The organism is Streptomyces anulatus, assembly GCF_014650675.1.
Lineage (GTDB): Bacteria > Actinomycetota > Actinomycetes > Streptomycetales > Streptomycetaceae > Streptomyces > Streptomyces anulatus.
Map to the genome: position 1 here is coordinate 353,880 of NZ_BMVK01000002.1, position 19,102 is coordinate 372,981.

Genomic DNA, 19,102 nt, shown 5'->3' on the forward strand with positions numbered 1-19,102 from the left:
AGCTCCCGGGGCGCTGCCCCGGACCCCGCTCCTCAAACGCCGGAGAGGCTGGGGTGGGGCGCCTCACTCGCAAAAGAGGCGGAATAGTGACCGACTCACCCGCCGGAGTGGCTGAGGGTGACCGACTCAAGCCCCGGAGGGGCTGGGGTGGGGGCGCCGCTTCAGTCGCCGCGAGGGCGGAAACGCAAGTGGGCGGGGCCCGATCCACGGGCCCCGCCCACCGCACAACCGCTCAAGACCTCAGCGCCGAGCCACACCCTCCGCACGGGCCGCCGCGGCCACCGCCGCGGTGACCGCCGGGGCGACCCGCTCGTCGAACGGCGACGGGATCACGTAGTCCGCCGCCAGCTCGTCGCCGACCACGTCGGCCAACGCGTTGGCCGCGGCGATCTTCATGCCCTCGGTGATCCGGGAGGCCCGGACCTGGAGCGCGCCCGCGAAGATGCCCGGGAACGCCAGCACGTTGTTGATCTGGTTCGGGAAGTCGGACCGCCCGGTCGCCACGACCGCCGCGTACTTGTGCGCGACATCCGGGTGGACCTCCGGATTCGGGTTGGCCATCGCGAAGACGTACGCGCCGGGCGCCATCGAGGCCACCGCCGCCTCCGGGACCGTACCGCCGGAGACACCGATGAAGACGTCCGCACCGGCGAGCGCCTGCTCCAGCGAACCGGAGAGGCCGGCCCGGTTGGTCAGTTCGGCCAGCTCGCGCTTGACCTCGGTGAGGTCGTCGCGGTCGCGGCTGACGATGCCCTTGCGGTCGGCCACCGCGATGTCGCCGATCCCCGCCTCCAGCAGGAACTTGGCGATGGCCACGCCCGCTGCGCCGGCGCCGGAGATGACGCCGCGCAGATCGCCGAGCGTCCGCCCGGAGAGCTTCGCGGCGTTGCGCAGGGCGGCGAGGGTGACGACCGCGGTGCCGTGCTGGTCGTCGTGGAAGACCGGGATGTCCAGGCGTTCCTGGAGCTTGCGCTCGATCTCGAAGCACCGGGGCGCCGAGATGTCCTCCAGGTTCACCCCGCCGAACGAGGGGGCGAGCCGGACGACGGTCTCGACGATCTCGTCGGCGTCGGTGGTCGCGAGCGCGATCGGCACCGCGTCGACGCCGCCGAACTGCTTGAAGAGGATGGCCTTGCCCTCCATGACGGGGAGGGACGCCTCGGGCCCGATGTCGCCGAGGCCGAGCACGGCGGTGCCGTCCGTCACGACGGCCACGACCTGGGACTTCCAGGTGTAGTCGTGGACGAGCTCGGGGTTGTCGGCGATGGCGCTGCACACTTTCGCCACACCGGGCGTGTACGCCAGGGAAAGGTCGTCCTTGTCCCGGATCGGGACGGTGGCCTGCACGGCCATCTTCCCGCCCCGGTGGAGGGCGAAGGCCGGATCGAAGGGCTCGTCGGCCCCGGTGTCCGCTGCGCTCGTGCGCTGGATGCCGCTGTCGGTAGTGCTGTCGCTGCGAGGATTGACGATCTCCGCTGCCATGGTGTTGACCCCTTAAGTCTTCATCGTTTGAGGGTGGCCACTCCTGGTTGAGGAGGGGTGGGCGGGCACCGCGTACGTGCCCCGCACCGGGCGGTTGGCCCGCCCCGGCAGGGATTGAGGTACATACGCGCGGGCGCGCCGCACACGCGCCCTGAGCCCCGGATGAGGGGTGTAAACGTCTTTCTTACCGGACGAACGGGGTTACGGACGAGTCCATATCGACGCGGTGACGTGACTCATAGTCGAATATCTGGACAAGTCGGCAAACCAGCATAAATGCCGTCCACCAGTCAAGACATGCCGAAGATTCTCCGGCGGGGGGAATGAATCCCCACAGATGGTCCGGTCCTCGTGTACCGGCCGTTGATGATCGGGGGTCGCCCGTTATCCGATTTTGACATGCCAAGACCCCTGAATGGGTCAGTCCGAATGGCAGGATGCCGTCATCACACATGGTGGCGACACTCGAAGGTGCGTGCCAAGCCGCCCACCAGCACCACCCTCACCTGCCGGAGGATCCCGACATGACCGCAAGCACCACGCGTCGCACAACCGCGAAGTCCCGAATTGCGGCGATCGGCGCCATCGCGGTCGCCGCCTCCCTGCTGCTCACCGCCTGTGGTGACCAGACAGACAGCTCCTCCCAGGAGGGAGGCAGCGGCAAGGAGACCAAGAGCGGTGCTCCGCTCTTCTCGAAGCTGCCGGAGAAGTACCAGAAGTCCGGTGTGATCAAGGTCGGCACAAATGCCGAATACGCCCCGATGGAGTCCGTCGAGAACGGAAAGATCGTGGGCGTCGATCCCGATCTGGCCGAGGCTCTCGGCAAGCAGCTCGGTGTGAAGTTCGAGTTCACCTCGGGTTCCTTCGACGGTCTGATCACCGCCCTGAACAGCGGGCGTCACGACATCGCGATGTCGTCGATCACGGACAACAAGCAGCGCCAGGAGGGCCTGGACGAGTCGGGCAAGAAGCTGGGCGAGGGCGTCGACTTCGTCGACTACTTCCTCGCCGGCACCGCCGTGTACACGAAGAAGGGCAACCCGCAGAACATCAAGTCCATCGAGGACCTCTGCGGGAAGGCCGCGGCCGTGCAGCGCGGCACCACGTACGAGAAGGCACTCAAGGCGCAGTCGAAGGCCTGTACGGACGGTGGCGAGAAGGCCGTCAAGATCGAGTCGTTCGAGAACGACACCGAGGCGCAGACGCGCGTCAAGTCCGGCGGTGCGGTCGCGGGCGTCAACGACTACCCGGTCGCGGTCGACCTGGCCCGCAAGGCCGACGGCGGCAAGGCGTTCGAGGTCGTGGGCGAGCAGATCGACGCCGGCCCGTTCGGCATCGCCGTCAAGAAGGACAACACGGGGCTGCGCGACGCCCTGAAGGAGGCTGTCGACGCGATCATCGCCGACGGTTCGTACCAGAAGGTGCTCGACAAGTGGGGCGCCGGTACGGGAGCGATCGACAAGGCCGCCGTCAACGGCGGCAAGTGACCGGACGCTCCACTGAAGGGCAGTCACCATGACTGACAAGTTCGACAAGACACCCGCCGGTTCACCGGCCGGCCAGGTGTCCGTCTCCAAGGGCGCCACCCCGGCCCCGGAGAACATCAAGGCCATCCCGGTCCGCCATGTCGGCCGCTGGATCAGCGGCGTCGTGGTCATCGGCCTCCTCATCGCCCTCGGGTACGCCTTCTCGCAGGGCAACATCCAGTGGCACGCCGTGGGCGACAAGCTGTTCGACAGCACGGTCGTCGCCGGTGCGGGCCGCACCCTGCTGATCAGCGTCCTCGCGATGGTGCTCGGCGTCATCCTCGGCGTCGTGCTGGCCGTGATGCGCCTGTCGAAGAACCCGGTCACCAGCTGGGTCGCCTGGCTGTACATCTGGTTCTTCCGGGGCACCCCGGTCTACGTACAGCTGCTGCTCTGGTTCAACCTGGCGCTGATCTTCCCGGTCCTGAACATCCCGTTCATCTACAAGGACGAGATGACGGACGTCATGACCCCGTTCATGTGCGCCCTGCTGGGGCTCGCACTGAACGAGGCCGCCTACATGGCGGAGATCTGCCGGGCCGGCATCCAGTCGGTCGACGAGGGCCAGACCGAGGCCTCGCACGCGCTGGGCATGACCCAGGGCAAGACCATGCGCCGCGTGGTCCTCCCGCAGGCGCTGCGGGTGATCATCCCGCCGACCGGCAACGAGTTCATCAACATGCTGAAGACCTCCTCGCTGGTGTACGCGGTCACGTACAACGAACTGCTCCGCTCCACCTCGCAGATCGGCTCCACGTCGTACGCGGTGATGGAGATGCTGTTCGTGGCGTCCATCTGGTACATCGTGATGACCAGCGTGTTCAGCGTCGGCCAGTACTACCTGGAGCGCCGCTACGCCCGCGGCTCGCTGCGGTCGCTGCCGCTCACTCCGCTGCAGCGCGTCAAGGTCAACCTCGCCGCGTTCAGCAACCGGCCCTCCGGAGGTGTCTCCGCATGACCATCCCCATGGTGAAGGCCGAGGGCGTCCACAAGTCCTTCGGCGCAGCCCACATCCTCAAGGGCATCGACCTGGAGGTCGCCCCGCGTGAGGTGTTCTGCCTGATCGGCCCGTCCGGCTCCGGCAAGTCGACCTTCCTGCGGTGCATCAACCACCTGGAGAAGGTCAACGCCGGCCGGCTCTCGGTCGACGGCCAGCTGGTGGGCTACCGGCAGAAGGGCGACAAGCTCTACGAGCTGAGGGACAGCGAGGTCGCCCTCCAGCGCCGCGACATCGGCATGGTCTTCCAGCGCTTCAACCTGTTCCCGCACATGACGGCCATCGAGAACGTCATGGAGGCCCCGGTCCAGGTCAAGGGCGAGTCCAAGGCCGTGGCCCGGGCCCGCGCCGAGAGGCTGCTGGACCGGGTGGGCCTCTCCGACAAGGCCGGGAACTACCCCACCCAGCTCTCCGGTGGGCAGCAGCAGCGCGTCGCCATCGCCCGTGCGCTGGCGATGGAGCCGAAGCTGATGCTCTTCGACGAGCCGACCTCCGCGCTCGACCCGGAGCTGGTCGGCGACGTCCTGGACGTCATGCGCGGCCTGGCCGAGGACGGCATGACGATGATCGTCGTCACCCACGAGATGGGCTTCGCCCGCGAGGTGGGCGACGCGCTGGTCTTCATGGACGACGGCGTGGTGGTCGAGTCGGGCCACCCGCGCGACGTGCTGACCAACCCTCAGCACGACCGGACGAAGTCGTTCCTGTCGAAGGTGCTGTAGGGCTTGTAGGGCAGGGCCCCGTCGCATACGGGAGGGCGGTACGGACCACGGTCCGCACCGCCCTCCCGCGCGTCGGGCCGCGCCCTCAGCCCTTCGGCAGCACCTCCGGGCCGGTGAGCAGCTTCTTCAGCTGCTGCCGGGAGAGCGGGGGCTCCGGCAGCAGCGGCCCCAGGGTGCCGGAGCCCTCGAAACCGGTACTGGAGCGTACGAGGAACTGCGAGCCGTCCGACTGCGCGAGCCGGCCGACCAGTTCGGGCCCCCAGCCGACGTTGTCGTCGCCCGAGTAGTCCATCGAGTCGTGCCACGTCGTCAGCGTGCGGCCGTCGGGCAGCACCTCACGCACGCAGTCGTCACGGGCCGGTTCCTGGCCGATGCGAGCGCAGAGGTCCTCGGCCGGATCGGCCGGGCGGCCCATCTTCCTCTCCAACGCCTCCCGGTCCATCAGGGTCAGCAGCAGGTAGCCGACGCCGCCGTCCTTGCGGAACGCGTACTGCCCGTCCAGCGGACCGAGGTAGGTGGTTCGCGCCTGTTCGGGGGTCGCGTTCTTGATGAGCGCGAGGAGCGAGACCTCCTCGATCTCCCCCACGTCCGCCGGCAGCAGCGCGGCCAGCCGTTCGGCCTTGGCCGACGCGGGGGCGGGCGCCGATGTGGTCGGAGAGGCGGACGGCCCTGCCGACGCCACCGAGGTGTGTGCCGGGTCCTCGTCGCCGCCCGTCCGGGGCAGGGTGAACGCCCCGGCGGCGACCACCACGAGGACGGCGGCGGAGGCGGCGACCCGGCGGCGCCTGCGGATCCGGGCGGCCTTCGCGTACACGGCCCCGGCGGAGAACGCGGGCTTCCCCGCTCCCTCGACGGCGCGGCCGAGCAGTTCACGGACGTCGTTCATACCAATTCCTCCGCCATCCCGGCGCGCAGCGCCGCCAGGCCCCGAGCCGTGTGGCTCTTGACCGTGTTCGTCCGCATCCCGAGCGCCTCGGCCGTGGCCTCCACGCTCAGGTCCTCCCAGTAGCGGAGCACCAGCACCGCCCGCTGCCTGGCCGTGAGCCGGGCGAGCGCCTCCCTGACGACCAGGCCGGTGTCCGTGTCGGCCGTGTTCCCGGGGCGGTCGGGCAGTTCGCCGTAGGCCCGCTCCCGCCGCCAGAACCGCCGACGGCTCGCGATGAACGTGTTGACCAGCGTCTTACGGGCGTACGCCTCGATGTTGTCGAGCCGCCCGTGGCGCCGGCCACCGAGGACGACCTTGACCAGGGTGCTCTGGACGAGGTCCTCGGCCTCGTGCCGGTCGCCGCAGAGCAGATAGGCGCTGCGGAACAGCGCGGTGCGTCTGCCCTCCACGAAGTCGTGCAGCGCCGCGTCGTCATCGGCCCGCATTCGGGCCCCTCTCCGGAATTCGCATGCCCCGCCCCCTCCTCTTCCCGCTCCCCGGCCCGCGGAGGCGGACCGTCTCACCCTTCCAGTGCGCCGGGGCCCGGGGCAGGTTGCGGGCGGCGACAGAAAAAAGAGGGGCGGTACGGGCTCCACGCCCGTACCGCCCCTCTCGGCGCTGTACGGCTGCCGCCCTTCGCGGGCGGTTACTTCACGGCGAGGACCAAGGTGTCCGAGGGGGACGCCCAGACCGCGCGGGCCTCGCCGAACCCGGAGGCCAGCAGGGTGCGGGCGTGCCAGTCGGCGGAGGGCATGTCGCCGTCCGCGTGCTCGCCGTAGATCGCGAACCGCTCGGCCGTGGGCGCGGCAAGGACCGGGTCCTTCGCGGCGACGGCCCACCAGTCCGCCCAGTCCAGCGCCCCGGCGGCCTTGGCCCGGTCCATCGCGGCGTGCCGGTGGGCGCGTTCGGCGGCGTTGATGCGGGGCGTGCCCGTGTCGATCGTGCGGTCGGCGTTCATGAACACCCCGCCGTCCCGGACGAGGCCGCCGAGCTGCCCGTAGAGCGTGGTGAGCGGATCGCGGTGCAGCCAGTGCAGGGCGGTGGCGGTGAGGACGGCGTCGTACGAGGTGTGGGGCAGCCGGGCGGTCCAGTCGGGGTCCTTCAGGTCGGCGGTGACGAAGGTGACCCGGTCGTCGCCGTCGAAGGTGCCGCGGGCGATGGCCAGGAGCGCGGGGTCGAGGTCGACCCCGGTGCTCGTGGCGTTCGGGAACCGCTTGAGGAGCCGGTCCGTAATACTTCCCGTACCGCACGCGAGGTCGAGCACCCGCGGTTCCGGTCCGACGACCGCCTCGACCATGTCCAGCATCACCCGGAACCGCTCCTCGCGGTCGGGCATGTACCACTCCTGCTGCCGGTCCCAGCTCTCCTGCCAGGACTGCCAGTCGGTACCCGTAGCCGTCTCCGTCACGCCAACCTCCACGTAATGCCCGTTTACGACAATCGACCATTACACTGGCCGACGCCCCGACTCTAGACCGACACCGTAAGGACTACAAGTGGAACTGGCCTATTACTCGGACTACGCCGTGCGCCTGGTCAACACCGAGGAGCCGGCCCGCAACAAGGACGCCCTCACCTCGGTCGAGGCGGTCCGGGAGCTGTTCGGAGCGAATCAGCAGGCGGCGCGGCGGACGACGGACGCGGACGTGACCCGGTTCCGTTCCGTACGGGCACGGCTGCGCGCGGTCTTCGACGCGGCGGACGGCGACGACGAGACGCTCGCGGTCGACCTGCTGAACTCGCTGCTGCTGGAGTTCCCGGTGAGCCCGCAGATCTCGGGGCACGACGTACGCGACCAGGACGGCAGGCCGGACTGGCACATGCACCTGGCCGACCACCCGTCGAACGCGACCGCCGGCTACGCGGCCATCGCGGCGATGGGCCTGGCCTTCCACCTCACCGAGCACGGCGTGGACCGCCTCGGCCTGTGCGAGGCGGCGCCGTGCCGCAACGCCTACCTGGACACCTCCACCAACCGCTCCAGGCGCTACTGCTCGGACCGCTGCGCGACCCGCGCGAACGTGGCCGCCTACCGGGCCCGCAAGCGCGAGGAGGCCGAGCGCACCGGCCGCAGCGCGGAGACCGCCCAGCCCAGCACCGCCGTCACCGACCTCTGACCCTTCGCCAGGGGCCGGTAGCGGGCCCGCACCCGGGCCAGCACCAACTCCTCCGGCACGGTCCCGTAGTCGGTGCTGTCCCCGCCCGCGAAGGTGTTGTCGCCCCGCACCCACCAGCCGCCGGGCCGCCGCTCGGTGGCCCGTTTGACCACCAGCAGGTCCTGCTGGAAGGGGTGCCGCAGGATCACCACGTCACCGGGGCTCACGGGCGCCCCGTACTGCACGAGCAGCAGGTCGCCGTGGTAGAGCGTGGGCACCATCGAGGGACCCGTCACCTCCACCACCCGCAACGGACGCCGCGTCACCCGCCCGCCTCCGGACACCTGTCGCCGCTCCGGCATCTCCGGCACCTCCCGGTCCATCCTCCAGCACATCGTCAGTACATCGCCCGTGCACCGCTCCGTACATTCGGCCGACGGCCCGATTCTCACACCGGACTTTTGACCTAAGCCCCTGGGGCAGCCACGGAAAGCGGCGCTCCACGGAGTAATGTCCCACCTGAGAAGACGATCACGAGGAGGACAGCTCCATGCTTTCCCGCCTGTTTGCCCCCAAGGTGAAGGTCAGCGCCCACTGCGACCTGCCCTGCGGCGTGTACGACCCGGCCCAGGCCCGCATCGAGGCCGAGTCGGTCAAGGCCGTCCAGGAGAAGTACCAGGCCAACGAGGACGCGGACTTCCGCACCCGCGCCGTCCTGATCAAGGAACAGCGCGCCGAGCTCGCGAAGCACCACATCTCGGTGCTCTGGAGCGACTACTTCAAGCCCCCGCACTTCGAGAAGTACCCGGAGCTGCACCAGCTGGTCAACGACACCCTGAAGGCGCTCTCCGCGGCCAAGGGCTCGAACGACCCGAAGACGGGCCAGAAGGCTCTGGACCTCATCGCCGAGGTCGACCGGATCTTCTGGGAGACCAAGAAGGCCTGATCTCCGGCTGGGCGGTCTGACCTGCGGTTTCGCTGGTCAGACTCCCTACCGGTCCGCACCCGGCCCGCAGGCCGCCGATAACGGCGTCCCTGACGGACCGGGTGCGGTCTTGTTCTCCCGGCCACAGATGCCCGTAGATCCGCAGTCCGCAGAGTGATGACGGCGGACGCGTGGCCGGGGAAGCCCGACTGATGGTCAGCCCGGTGCGGCGTGTGCCGGCCGCCCGACTGCCGCGTGCCAGACCAGGGCCGCACACATGAAGGCCGCCGCCGCGGAGACCAGTGACCCGGTGAGGGTGTCGTTCCGTGCGGCGGAAGCGAGGGCGACGGCCAGTGCCAGCGTCAGGGTGATGACGGGCAGCGCCCGGGGGCTCCGCGTGGCGTCCGGCGCGGCGGCCGGCGACAGCCAGGTCGCGAGGCGGTAGCAGGCACAGGCCAACAGTGCGGCCCCCAGCACTTCGCTGGGCCGGTGGCCGCCCATGGTCGCGCTGTACGCGGCGATGCAGGCGAGCCACAGCACACCGGCCGTGACGGCGTAGGGCCGGATGCGGGGGGAGACCACGAGGACGGCGGCGAGGGTCAGCGCGGCGGGGATGGCCGTGTGCCCGCTGGGAAAACCCTGATCAAGGAGATTCTCGGGTGCGCCCACCAGATCGGGGCGGGGCAGCGTCGAATTGAGCACGACCTTGCCCCCTGTGGTGAGAATGACGACCCCGAGCGCCGCGCACCCCTGCCACCAGCACCGCCGCACCAGGGTGAGGACCACGATGACGGCCAGGCCCACCATCAGGGTGGGCTTGGCGCTCAACTCCATCGGCGGCAGGGGCGTCGAGCCGTAGGCCGCTCCTGACAGGGGGTAGATCCATGCCTCTTCGCGGTTGTCCGTACCGAGGTCGAACAGGGCGTTCTCGACTCGTTGCCCCCATGGGGTGCAGATGGCGAGCAGATAGACCGTCAGGAACCCCAGGCCGTACAGCAGAGCCGGCATCCACGGCCGCCCCGTACGCGACGGGCCGGGGTTGTCGGGGCTCTCGGGGGCCTGTCCTGAGGCCCCCGGATGGTGCGTGGGCAGGGGCGGGGAATCGTGCTGAGTCATCGCTCTGTTTCTTCTGTCGGGGGTGGTTCGGGGCCACGCACGCCTGGTGGCACGGCGCGGGCCGCCGCGATCGGCCGGGCCCAGCGGGGGTCCGCGCCTATTCGGCGAGTGCCTGACCCTGTCGGCGCTGGGCGGTCAACGCCAGGGCGGGGAGGGGTGCGATCAGCAGGAGGAGGACGACCAGGTCCGGGAAGGACCGCATGAACCCTTCCGGCTGGACGACGATCGCCTGCGGGCGGACGATCGCGACCGCCGCGACGGGGATCAGCCACCGGTGGTCGCCGGTGGCCGCCGTCGCAACCCACGCGCCGAGCAGCGCGGTGACTTCGAGGACGAACAAGCCGCGCTGGAAAGCCGGACTGACGGAGATGATGTGCAGGCTCCCGGCCATGAACATGGCGAGCACAACGGGGGCCAGCCAGCCGTAGGAGCGGCGTCGCAGGCGGCTGGGGCGGCAGAGCGCCAGCACGGCGCACGCAGCGCACAGTGTCCCCGAGAGCACCAGATCACGGGCCGTGATCGGGGCCCCCAGCCCGTAATAGCTCAGACCCGCCTTGCCCTCGTCGCCGAAGAGGATGCGGCCGTGGGACGTGGCGCCGGCCCAGATCATGGCTGCCGCGGCCGGCAGCGCGATCCACGGTCTGCCACGCAGCAAAGCGATCAGGCAGCCCAGCGGGAGCAGCCCGTAGGGCAGCAGCCGTATCTGTGTGGGCCCTTCGGCCCACGGGTACCAGCCGGAGAAGCGGAAGGCGATGGCGTGCTGTCCGGGGTCGATGCGCAGTGCCCAGTGCCAGATGTCCTGCAGGTACGGAACGAGCGCCAGTGCGGCGAGGGCCAGGGCGGCCAGATGGATGCCGTCCAGCCACCACGGCCGGCCCGTGTCGTCGACGACAGCACGGGCGCGGGCCTGCACTCCGGCACGCACCAGGGCCGCAGCCTCCCTCGGCGGGGGCCAGGATCGGCCGGGATACGCCTCGGCCAGGCAGGCCAGCAACTCATCCCCCTGCCGGGAACGGTAGGGCTCGGGATAGGCCGCAAGCAGCAGACGGTTCATGCCGGGGCCGCTCCGGCATTCCGCGAGCCTCCGATGACGACGGCCGCCGCCTGCTGCATCCGCAGCGCCTCGCGGCTCAGCGCCTCGGTGCCGTCCTCGGTGAGCCGGTAGTAGCGTCGCGCCCGTCCGTCCACGATCTCCTCATGGTCGGCCACCGTCAGCCCGGCCCGCTCCAACCGTTCCAGCGCGCCGTAGAGCGTGCCGACAGCGATCCGGAGCCGCCCGTCGGTGGCCTGCTCGGCAGCCTTGATGATGCCGTAACCGTGCAACGGCCCATCCATGAGCGCGGCGAGGATGAAGTACTGCGGTTCCGTCAAGGACGAGTTCCGACGTGTCATACATCGAGCATATATCGAGCTACGACATATATCGGCCACCCTCCGGTGATCACCCGCAGCGCCTGCACACCCACCGCGAGCGCCACCTGCGGCCGTCCGCCATGCCCCATCGACGATGCGGGCTTGCGCGTCCTCGCTGAAAGCGCGGACCGGAACCGCCCCCGAACTCACTGGCCCCGCCCTCAGCGATGCGCTAGTCTCAGAGCGAGACGATCCGTCTCGTCTCACTTGCTGACTCCCCAGATCTGCGAGGTCCACCATGGAACGCTTCGTCGAAGTCGCCCCCGACGTACACCTTTGGGCGGAGGACCACGGCGCTCCCGACGCCCCCGCCCTGCTGCTGGTCATGGGCGCGCAGGCGTCCGGGCTCGCCTGGCCCGACGAGCTGGTGGAGCTGCTCGCCGCCCGGCATCGCGTGATCCGCTACGACCACCGGGACACCGGCCGGTCCACCTGGGCCTTCGACGAGCGGCCCTACCCGCTCACCGCGCTGGCCGAGGACGCCGTGGCCGTGCTCGACGCGTTCGGCGTGGAGCGCGCGCACGTCGTGGGGATGTCGCTGGGCGGCATGCTCACCCAGTTGCTGATCGCCGACCACCCCGAACGGCTGCTGAGCGCCACGGTGTTCGGGACGAGGGCGCTCAGCTCCGTCCCGTACACCGCCCCGGACGGCGCCCGCATCCCGCCCGAGCAACTTCCCGGCGTCGCGCCCGCCCTGCTGGAGATGTGGTCCCGGCCGGTCGAGGACCGGGGACCCGAGGCCGAGTTGGAGCGGCGCGTGGAGCACTGGCGGGCGCTCGGCGGCGGAGTGATCCCCTTCGACGCCGACCGCACCCGCGCCCTGGAGCGCCGGATCATCGAGCACACCGGGCACCACGACCCCGGCTCCGCGCACGCCCGCGCCGACTACTCCGGCATGGACCGCACCGAGCAGCTCGCGGGGACCCTCGTGCCCTCCCTGATCGTCTCCGCCCTCGCCGAACCCGTCTTCCCGCCCCCGCACTCCGAGCACCTCGCCCAGGCGATCCGCGGCGCGCGGCTCGTCGAGATCCCCGGCATGGGCCACGCCCTCCCCCGCGAGGTCCACGCCCCGCTCGCCGCCGCGATCCTGGAGCACACGGGCCGAGTCTGACGCCGTGCCGGACCGGCTGCGGCTGCGGCTGCGGCTGCGGCTGCGGACACGTTCCTCACGCGGCCGGAGCCTGCCACCCGCCCTCGTCCCCCGCGTCATACCTGAGAGCCACCCCGCAGGTGCCCCCTCCAGCGGGACGCCGACTACCGCGCCCCGTCCATAACTTCTGTACCGGAAGCACACGAAGCCCCTGGTACGGAAGGACCTCACCCCATGCCCGACCGCCCGCGCAGACCCCGTCTGCGCCGCGCCCTGCTCGCCGCGCTCGTCACCTTCGCGGTGGCCGTGCCGGTGTCCGGGGCGGCCCGGCCCGCCGCCGTACCCGCACCCGCGCCGACCGCTCTCGGGCCGCTGCGGGACGCGGGGCAGGCGGCGCTCGCCCGGCGGTACGCGGTGAGCCGGCACGACATCCGGGCGGCCGCGCGGGCGGCGGCGGAGCACGGGGACCTCCGGCGGGCGGACTCGCTGCGCGGGATGGCCGGGCCCGGGCGGCAGTTCCTCGCGTTCGACGGGCGGGACGGGGGCCGGAGCACGGAGGTCGTCGGAGAGCTGTCCACGGCCCGGCGGATCGCGGTGCTGGTGCCCGGGGCGGGCGTCGGCCTGGACACGTACTGGCGGCTGCGGCGTGATGCCAGGTCCCTGCACCGGGAGTTGGGCGAGGGCGCGGCCGTCGTCGCCTGGCTCGGCTACCGCACGCCCGCCACCGTGAGTCCGGCCGTGCTGACCACCGGGCGGGCCGACGGGGCCGCGCCGGAGCTGCGCACGCTGGTGGACGGGCTGCGCGCGGTGCTCCCCGCCGCCCGGATCAGTCTGCTCTGCCACTCCTACGGTTCGGTGATCTGCGCCCGGTCCGCGCCGGGCACGACGGCCGATGCCCTCGTCCTCTACGGCAGCCCCGGGGCCGGAGTCCCGGACGCCGCCGCGCTGCGCACCGGGGCCCGGGTGTGGGCGGCCCGGAGCGGCGGGGACTGGATCGCCCGGGTGCCCCATGTCCGGGTGCGCGTGCCGTTCGTCGCGACGGTCGGCTTCGGGACCGATCCGGTGGCGGACCGGTTCGGGGCCGAGGTGTTCGACGCGGGCGACGGCGGCCACAGCGACTATCTGCTGCCCGGTTCGCGTTCCTTGACGAACCTGGCCCGGATCGCGGCGGGCGCCGAACCCCTGGGAGCCACCCGATGACCGGTCTCGTCGCACGGATCGAGGCCGCCACCCCGCCCGGCCGGGACCGGGCCGTCGACGCCCTGCGGGCCCTGGCGATCCTCGGCGTGGTGGGCGGGCACTGGCTGGTGACCGCGCTGGTCACCGACAGCGGCACGGTGCGCGGGGCGAGCCCGCTGACGTATCTGCCGCGACTCGAACCGGCCTCCTGGGTGTTCCAGACCCTCGCGGTGTTCTTCCTGGTGGGCGGGCAGGTGGCGGCGGGGAGCTGGGCCTCGGCCCGGCAGCGCGGCGTGCCGTACGGGCGGTGGGTGGGCGGCCGACTGGGGCGCCTGTTCCGGCCGGTGGCGGCGGTGCTCGTGGTGTGGGCGCTCGCGGCGGCCGCGATGCTGGTGGCCGGGGTGGGCGAGTCCACGGTCCGTGCGCTGGTCAAGCTGGTCTGGTCCCCGCTGTGGTTCCTGCTGGTCTTCGCCGCGCTGACCGCGCTGACTCCGCTGGTGGCACGGCTGCACCCGCTGTGGCCGCTCGTGGTGGTGCTGCACGTCGACCTCGTACGCCTGGGGCTCGGCGGTCCTCGCGAGCTGGGATGGATCAACGTGGTCGCGGGCTGGCTGGTGCCCTACTGCCTGGGGGCGCTGGTGGCCCGGGGCGGGATGCGCGGCCGGACGGGCCGCTGGGCGCTGCTGCTCGGCGGGGCCTCGGCGGCCGTCGCGCTCGTGCTGTGGGCCGGTTATCCGGCCGCCATGGTCGGCATCCCGGGCGGCCGGATCTCCAATCTGGATCCGCCGAGCCTGGCCGCCGTGGCGTTCGGCCTGGCGCAGTGCGGGGCGGCGCTGCTGCTGCTCGGGCCCCTGCGCCGGGTGCTGCGGAGGCCTGCGGTCTGGGCGGTGGTGGCGGTGGTGAACCTGTCGGCGATGACCGTGTTCCTGTGGCACCAGACCGCGATGATCATCGTCACGACGAGTGCGTCGCTGATCGCGGACGGCCCGCTGCCGGGGCTGCACACCGTGCCCGACGGGGTCGGCTGGGTGCTCGCCAGGCTGCTCTGGCTACCGGTGTTCGCGCTGGCCCTGCTGGTGTGCTGGGCCGCGTTCCGGGGTTACGAGCAGGGCGGGCGGAGTCCGGACGGGGGCTCCCTCGTCGTACGGGAGTCCTCCCCCGAGCGGAAGGGACACGCGCGTCGTGCCTAGTCTGAGCAGGAGTGGAGCCGAGGGGGCGGTGGGGGCGGTGACGTCGAGGGCGGTACGTCTGCGGGCGGCGGTGCGCCGTGCGCCGCGTGCGTTGTACGAGGAGTTGTGGGCGGCGCCGGTCGACCGGGTGCCCCGCATGGGAGAGCCGAACGCGCCGGTGTGGCGCCCGGTGTTCCTGGTGCTGCTGGTGCTCGTCGCGGTCGGCGTCACGGTGATCCGTACCGTCGAACTCACCCCGTACGGCGCCGCGGTCAGCGGCTTGGCGGTGCTGGTGGCCGTCGCGCAGTCCGCGGCGCTGGTGGCCGGGATGATCCGTCCGGTGGGCGCCTGGTGGGCGGCGACCGTGCTGGCGTTCATCGCTGCGCTCGTCACCGTGGCCTCCGTTCCCCCGGTCCACCCCACGTACCCGGGCCCGGTGGCCGCGTATCCCACCCCCTTCGCGGGGGTGGCGCTGCAGGGCGGTGCGTTGTTCCTGCTGGCGCTGCGGGTCCGGCCGCGCCGCGCGGTGGCCGCGCTGGCGGTCTCGATGGCGCCGGCGCTGTTCGTCGCCCTGCGCACGCCGCCGCTGCCGCATGTGAGCCCGGCCGTGGCGGTACTCGTGCTCGTCACCGCGCTGGCCCTGGGCGCCGCGCTGCGCAGCCTGCGCCTGGCCCGTAAAGACCTCGTCGTCCAGGCGGAGCTGACGGCCGAGGAGCGGGCCCGGCGCACCCTGCTGGAGGAACGCGGCCGGATCGCCCGCGAGTTGCACGACGTGGTCGCCCATCACATGTCGGTGATCTCCATCCAGGCCCAGGTCGCCCCGCATCTGGTGGAGCACCCCACCGAGGAGCTGCGGGAGAATCTGACCGGCATCCGCGAGAACGCCCTGGAAGCCCTCGCCGAGCTGCGCAGGGTGCTGGGCGTCCTGCGCTCGGAGGACGCCCCCGCGCAGAGTGCGCGGCATGCCCCGCAGCCCGGCCTCGACCGGCTCGACGAGCTGGTCGCCACCGTGCGCTCCGCCGGTCTCGCCGTCACCGTCTCCACCACCGGCGCACCCCGCCCGCTGTCGCCGGGCGTCGAGCTGTCGGCGTACCGCATCGTGCAGGAGGCGCTGAGCAATGTGATGCGCCACGCGCCCGGTGCGAGCGCCGGGGTGACGATCGGCCACCGGCCCTCCGGGGTGACCGTCCGGGTCGTCAACTCCCCGCCGGACCGGCCGGCCGTCCCCTCCCCCGGGGCGCGTCACGGTCTGCTCGGGATGCGTGAACGCACCGCGATGCTCGGCGGCGAACTCGCCACCGGGCCCACGCCCGACGGCGGCTGGGAAGTCACCGCGATCCTGCCCACCGGCACCGAGACGACCGAGGAAGCCCCATGACACCGCCCATCCGCGCCGTGATCGCCGACGACCAGATGATGGTCCGGCAGGGCTTCACGGTCCTGCTGAACGCCGAGCCGGACATCGAGGTCGTCGGGCAGGCCGTCAACGGGCTCGACGCGGTCGCCAAGGTCGCCGAACTGGCCCCGGACGTCGTCCTGATGGACATCCGGATGCCGGAGCTGGGCGGCATCGAGGCGACCCGGCGGATCACGTCCCCCGAGGGCTCGACGGTGAAGGTGCTCGTGCTGACCACCTTCGATCTCGACGAGTACGTCTACGAGGCGCTGCGGGCGGGCGCCTCGGGCTTCCTGCTGAAGGACGCGTCCGCCGATGAACTCGCCCACGCGGTACGGGTGGTGGCGGCGGGCGACGCGCTGCTCTCCCCGAACATCACCAAGCGGCTGATCGTGGAGTTCTCCCGGACGGCCGGGGCCCCGCGCCCGCCGCTCAAGGCGCGGGTCGGGGATCTGACGGAGCGCGAGACGGAGGTGCTGACGCTGATCGCGGGCGGTCTGTCGAACGCGGAGATCTCCCGGCAGCTCATCGTGGCGGAGCAGACGGTGAAGACCCATGTGGGCCGGATCCTGGTCAAGTTGGGCGTACGCGACCGGACCCAGGCGGCGGTGTTCGCGTACGAGTCGGGGCTGGTGCGCCCGGCCGGGCTCTGACCTCCCGCGCCCGGCGCGGGGCCCGTTTCGTAGGATCGGCTCCGTGAGAACGGGGAACGGGGCGGGAACAGCGGGCGGCACAGCGGCGGCGCCCACCGAGATCGAGCGCGCACTGTCCGCGGCCGTCGCGGGCGGCGGCGCCGACGCGGTCGTGGAACTGCTCGCGCGCACCCGGCTGTACGTGCTCGTCGCCCGGCTGCACGCGGACATCCCCGGCTGGACGGCCCCCCTGCCCGCGATCCGCGACGAGGTCTCCGGGCGGACGTGCGTCCCGGTCCTGACCCAGGGGATGCTGCCGCCCTGGCACCCGGAGTGGGTCTTCCGCGAGGTGAGCATCGGTGAGCTGGCCCGGATCTGGCCGTACGACGTGCGCCGGCTCGCGGTGAACCACGGCACCCCGTACGCGGCGATGGTCGACGCCCGGCCCAAGCGTCTGAAGGCCTGGGTTCGGGCCGACGAACTTTCCGGCGGGGCGCAGCAGGGCGTCCTGCTCACCGACGCCGGCGGTCCGCTGCACGGGCCGCTCGCCCACGGGCTGGCGCTCGGCGCCCATCTGGCCGTCACCAACGGCCTGATCTGGAACAGGCTCGGCGCAGCCTACGAGAACTACGCGAGCGACCGGGCCCGGCTGCGGAGCCCGTGGGGCATCCCGCACCGCGCCGAGTACCGCGACCGCCTCGCGTCCCTGATGAAGAACCAGCTGGTCGGACGCGTCCAGGAAGGCGTCCTGCGGACCCGGCACACCCTGGCGCACCGGCTGGGGCGCACGCCGACGCGCGAGGAGTGGTCCGATGCGGTGGCCCGTGCCTTCGCCGCGCGCGACGCCGACGACCGGGCGGTCGCGGACCGCGCGCTGCGTCACGTCACCCTGTACGAGGAGAGGTTCCGGGCCGACGGCGTGCTCGCCCCGGAGGGTCGCGTCGACACCCTGGCCGCCTTCGACCTCGGCCGGGCGGTCAACGTCGTACGGCTCGCGCTCGGCGCCCGGTACGGCGATCCGCACGAGGCCGAGCAGGACGTGCTGCGGGTCGGCGGACTCGCCCGGGCGGCCTACTCCTCATGGGCGGACTTCTCCCTCGGCTACCTCATGGCCCGGGTGGTCCACCGGGCCGAGGACGACGGCCCGGAGGCGGCGGAGCCCACGTACCGGCAGTCGCTCACCGAACACCGCCTTCTGACCCAGGACCCCACCAGCCCCTACCGGAACATCCCCTGGTCATGAACCCGAATCCCCCCACCTCGCCCCCGGCCCCCTGGCCGCCCGCCGCCTGGGTCCCGCCGTCCGAGACCGAGCAGCTCCTCCACGATGCGGCGCTGCGCGGCGATGCCCGGGCCCAACTGGCGGCGCTCGCCGGGGCCGAGCTGTACATCCCGGCCCCGCGCGCCGAGGTGGACGCGAAGCCGGACACCATCACCTGGCGCGCGCACCACGACCCGGCCGGCTTCGTCTGCCGGCCGGTGCTCACCCGGGGCATGCTGCCGGCCTGGCATCCGGACTGGGTCTTCCACGGGGTCACGCTGCGCTGGGCCGCCGAGTTCGGCTGGTCCGACCCGCACGTGTTCCTCGGCGTGAACGTGGGGACGCCCGGGCAGTTGCTGCTGCCCACCGGCCCGATGGACCTGGCGCTGTGGCAGCGCGCCTACGCGGAGAACGACCGCCTCCCGGAGAACCGGCTGCTCGCGCTGCGCCACGGCGCGCTGCACGGGCCGCTGGCGTACGGGCTGGCCTGCGGGGCGCATCTGGCGATCGGGAACGCGGTGCCGTGGAACGAGGTCGGCACGGTCTACCGCGAGTACACCACCGAGCGCGATCTGCTCCGCGAGTCCTGGGGCATCACCGGCCACGCGGAGTGGCGCAAGCAGCTGGACGTCCTGCTGGAGGCCCGCAACAGCCCGCCGGAACCGGACTTCGTGCTGCGCACCCGCGACCAGCTGGCGTCCGCGCTGGGCGAGTTGCCCTCGGCCGACCTGTGGCGGGAGACCGCGGCGGGCCACGCCCAGGACCTGGGGGCGGACTCCGGCACGGTGAAGGGCATCGAGGAGCTGGTGCGCCGGATCATGCGCTACGAGGCCCGGTTCCGCGCGGACGGGCTGCTGCCGCCGGACGGCCGGGTCCGCACGACGGTGGCGTACGACTACGGGCGGGCGGTGAACCTGGCGCGCTGGGGGCTGGCGGCGCGTTACTGCGCCCCGGCCGACGCGGAGCAGGCGATCGTCTACGCCGGGGCGCTGAGCAAGTCGGCCCACCGCTCCTGGGAGGAGTTCTCGGCGGGCTACTCGCTGGGGCGGGTGCTGCGGTTCGACGAGGAGGAGTACGGGCCGTTCTACGAGAAGAACGTCCTCGCCCACCGTCTGCTGGCGGAGAGCGAGGGCAGTCCGTGGCGTCATATCCCGTGGCGCTGAGCGCGACGTG

20 protein-coding genes are annotated in these 19,102 nt (G+C 71.9%); 12 read left to right on the forward strand and 8 right to left on the reverse strand.

Annotated features, from left to right (window positions below; translation table 11 throughout):
* Positions 1 to 240 precede the first annotated feature (240 nt).
* Positions 241 to 1,482 (reverse strand): NAD(P)-dependent malic enzyme, encoded by a 1,242-nt coding sequence (locus IE272_RS06265; protein ID WP_050360450.1) that lies wholly within the window; start codon positions 1,480 to 1,482, stop codon positions 241 to 243.
* A gap of 524 nt (positions 1,483 to 2,006) precedes the next feature.
* Between IE272_RS06265 and IE272_RS06270 the strand changes: the two genes are divergently transcribed.
* From IE272_RS06270 to IE272_RS06280, 3 genes are read left to right on the forward strand one after another with little or no spacing between them, the layout of a single operon-like run.
* Complete coding sequence (locus IE272_RS06270; RefSeq protein ID WP_056700615.1) at positions 2,007 to 2,969, forward strand: ABC transporter substrate-binding protein; 963 nt, start codon at positions 2,007 to 2,009, stop codon at positions 2,967 to 2,969.
* 28 nt (positions 2,970 to 2,997) lie between these two features.
* Entirely contained in the window at positions 2,998 to 3,966 is a 969-nt protein-coding gene (locus IE272_RS06275) for an amino acid ABC transporter permease (protein WP_050360452.1), read from the forward strand.
* Positions 3,963 to 4,727 (forward strand): amino acid ABC transporter ATP-binding protein, encoded by a 765-nt coding sequence (locus IE272_RS06280; protein ID WP_079044261.1) that lies wholly within the window; start codon positions 3,963 to 3,965, stop codon positions 4,725 to 4,727. The genes IE272_RS06275 and IE272_RS06280 overlap by 4 nt, the downstream gene beginning before the upstream one ends.
* An 85-nt stretch (positions 4,728 to 4,812) precedes the next feature.
* Here the strand turns inward: IE272_RS06280 and IE272_RS06285 are convergent, their stop codons facing one another.
* The 3 genes from IE272_RS06285 to IE272_RS06295 all read right to left on the reverse strand — a co-directional run bounded on the left by IE272_RS06285 (position 4,813) and on the right by IE272_RS06295 (position 7,060).
* Positions 4,813 to 5,613: a hypothetical protein gene (locus IE272_RS06285; RefSeq protein WP_190006425.1), complete on the reverse strand. Its 801-nt coding sequence runs from the start codon at positions 5,611 to 5,613 to the stop codon at positions 4,813 to 4,815.
* The gene (locus IE272_RS06290) at positions 5,610 to 6,098 is read right to left on the reverse strand and encodes a SigE family RNA polymerase sigma factor (RefSeq protein WP_007460846.1); all 489 of its coding nucleotides are present in this window, start codon (positions 6,096 to 6,098) and stop codon (positions 5,610 to 5,612) included. Before IE272_RS06290 ends, IE272_RS06285 begins: the two co-directional genes overlap by 4 nt.
* A 200-nt stretch (positions 6,099 to 6,298) precedes the next feature.
* Positions 6,299 to 7,060, reverse strand: coding sequence for a class I SAM-dependent methyltransferase (locus IE272_RS06295; RefSeq protein ID WP_050360456.1), 762 nt, complete (start codon positions 7,058 to 7,060; stop codon positions 6,299 to 6,301).
* A gap of 88 nt (positions 7,061 to 7,148) precedes the next feature.
* Here IE272_RS06295 and IE272_RS06300 point away from each other — a divergent pair, with 88 nt between their 5' ends.
* Positions 7,149 to 7,769, forward strand: a complete 621-nt coding sequence (locus IE272_RS06300; RefSeq protein WP_056700620.1) for a CGNR zinc finger domain-containing protein — start codon at positions 7,149 to 7,151, stop codon at positions 7,767 to 7,769.
* Here IE272_RS06300 and sodX read toward each other — a convergent pair.
* Positions 7,682 to 8,110, reverse strand: coding sequence for a nickel-type superoxide dismutase maturation protease (gene sodX / locus IE272_RS06305; protein ID WP_003966341.1), 429 nt, complete (start codon positions 8,108 to 8,110; stop codon positions 7,682 to 7,684). The two genes, IE272_RS06300 and sodX, sit on opposite strands and share 88 nt — an antisense overlap.
* A 188-nt stretch (positions 8,111 to 8,298) precedes the next feature.
* Here sodX and sodN point away from each other — a divergent pair, with 188 nt between their 5' ends.
* Positions 8,299 to 8,694 carry a superoxide dismutase, Ni gene (sodN, locus tag IE272_RS06310; protein ID WP_032794992.1) on the forward strand — a complete coding sequence of 132 codons (396 nt, stop codon included), beginning with the start codon at positions 8,299 to 8,301 and terminating at the stop codon, positions 8,692 to 8,694.
* A gap of 195 nt (positions 8,695 to 8,889) precedes the next feature.
* On the opposite strand, the gene IE272_RS06315 is transcribed toward sodN, so the two are convergent.
* The 3 genes from IE272_RS06315 to IE272_RS06325 form a co-directional block, all read right to left on the reverse strand.
* The gene (locus tag IE272_RS06315) at positions 8,890 to 9,789 is read right to left on the reverse strand and encodes a phosphatase PAP2 family protein (protein WP_190006426.1); all 900 of its coding nucleotides are present in this window, start codon (positions 9,787 to 9,789) and stop codon (positions 8,890 to 8,892) included.
* Positions 9,790 to 9,886: 97 nt separating this feature from the next.
* On the reverse strand, positions 9,887 to 10,843 hold the full coding sequence (locus tag IE272_RS06320) for a hypothetical protein (RefSeq protein ID WP_190006427.1): 957 nt from the start codon (positions 10,841 to 10,843) through the stop codon (positions 9,887 to 9,889).
* Complete coding sequence (locus IE272_RS06325; RefSeq protein WP_056700628.1) at positions 10,840 to 11,181, reverse strand: PadR family transcriptional regulator; 342 nt, start codon at positions 11,179 to 11,181, stop codon at positions 10,840 to 10,842. The genes IE272_RS06320 and IE272_RS06325 overlap by 4 nt, the downstream gene beginning before the upstream one ends.
* A 259-nt stretch (positions 11,182 to 11,440) precedes the next feature.
* Between IE272_RS06325 and IE272_RS06330 the strand changes: the two genes are divergently transcribed.
* From IE272_RS06330 to IE272_RS06360, 7 genes are all read left to right on the forward strand, one after another.
* Positions 11,441 to 12,313: an alpha/beta fold hydrolase gene (locus tag IE272_RS06330; RefSeq protein WP_190006428.1), complete on the forward strand. Its 873-nt coding sequence runs from the start codon at positions 11,441 to 11,443 to the stop codon at positions 12,311 to 12,313.
* A gap of 213 nt (positions 12,314 to 12,526) precedes the next feature.
* A complete protein-coding gene (locus tag IE272_RS06335) occupies positions 12,527 to 13,492 on the forward strand; it encodes an alpha/beta hydrolase (RefSeq protein WP_190006429.1) in 966 nt (321 codons plus the stop codon).
* Complete coding sequence (locus IE272_RS06340; RefSeq protein WP_190006430.1) at positions 13,489 to 14,661, forward strand: acyltransferase family protein; 1,173 nt, start codon at positions 13,489 to 13,491, stop codon at positions 14,659 to 14,661. Before IE272_RS06335 ends, IE272_RS06340 begins: the two co-directional genes overlap by 4 nt.
* Before the next feature lie 28 nt (positions 14,662 to 14,689).
* Complete coding sequence (locus tag IE272_RS06345; protein ID WP_190006558.1) at positions 14,690 to 16,018, forward strand: sensor histidine kinase; 1,329 nt, start codon at positions 14,690 to 14,692, stop codon at positions 16,016 to 16,018.
* The gene (locus IE272_RS06350; RefSeq protein WP_050360462.1) at positions 16,015 to 16,689 is read left to right on the forward strand and encodes a response regulator; all 675 of its coding nucleotides are present in this window, start codon (positions 16,015 to 16,017) and stop codon (positions 16,687 to 16,689) included. Before IE272_RS06345 ends, IE272_RS06350 begins: the two co-directional genes overlap by 4 nt.
* A 43-nt stretch (positions 16,690 to 16,732) precedes the next feature.
* Complete coding sequence (locus IE272_RS06355; RefSeq protein WP_190006431.1) at positions 16,733 to 17,911, forward strand: DUF1266 domain-containing protein; 1,179 nt, start codon at positions 16,733 to 16,735, stop codon at positions 17,909 to 17,911.
* A complete protein-coding gene (locus IE272_RS06360) occupies positions 17,908 to 19,092 on the forward strand; it encodes a DUF1266 domain-containing protein (RefSeq protein ID WP_190006432.1) in 1,185 nt (394 codons plus the stop codon). Before IE272_RS06355 ends, IE272_RS06360 begins: the two co-directional genes overlap by 4 nt.
* Positions 19,093 to 19,102 lie beyond the last annotated feature (10 nt).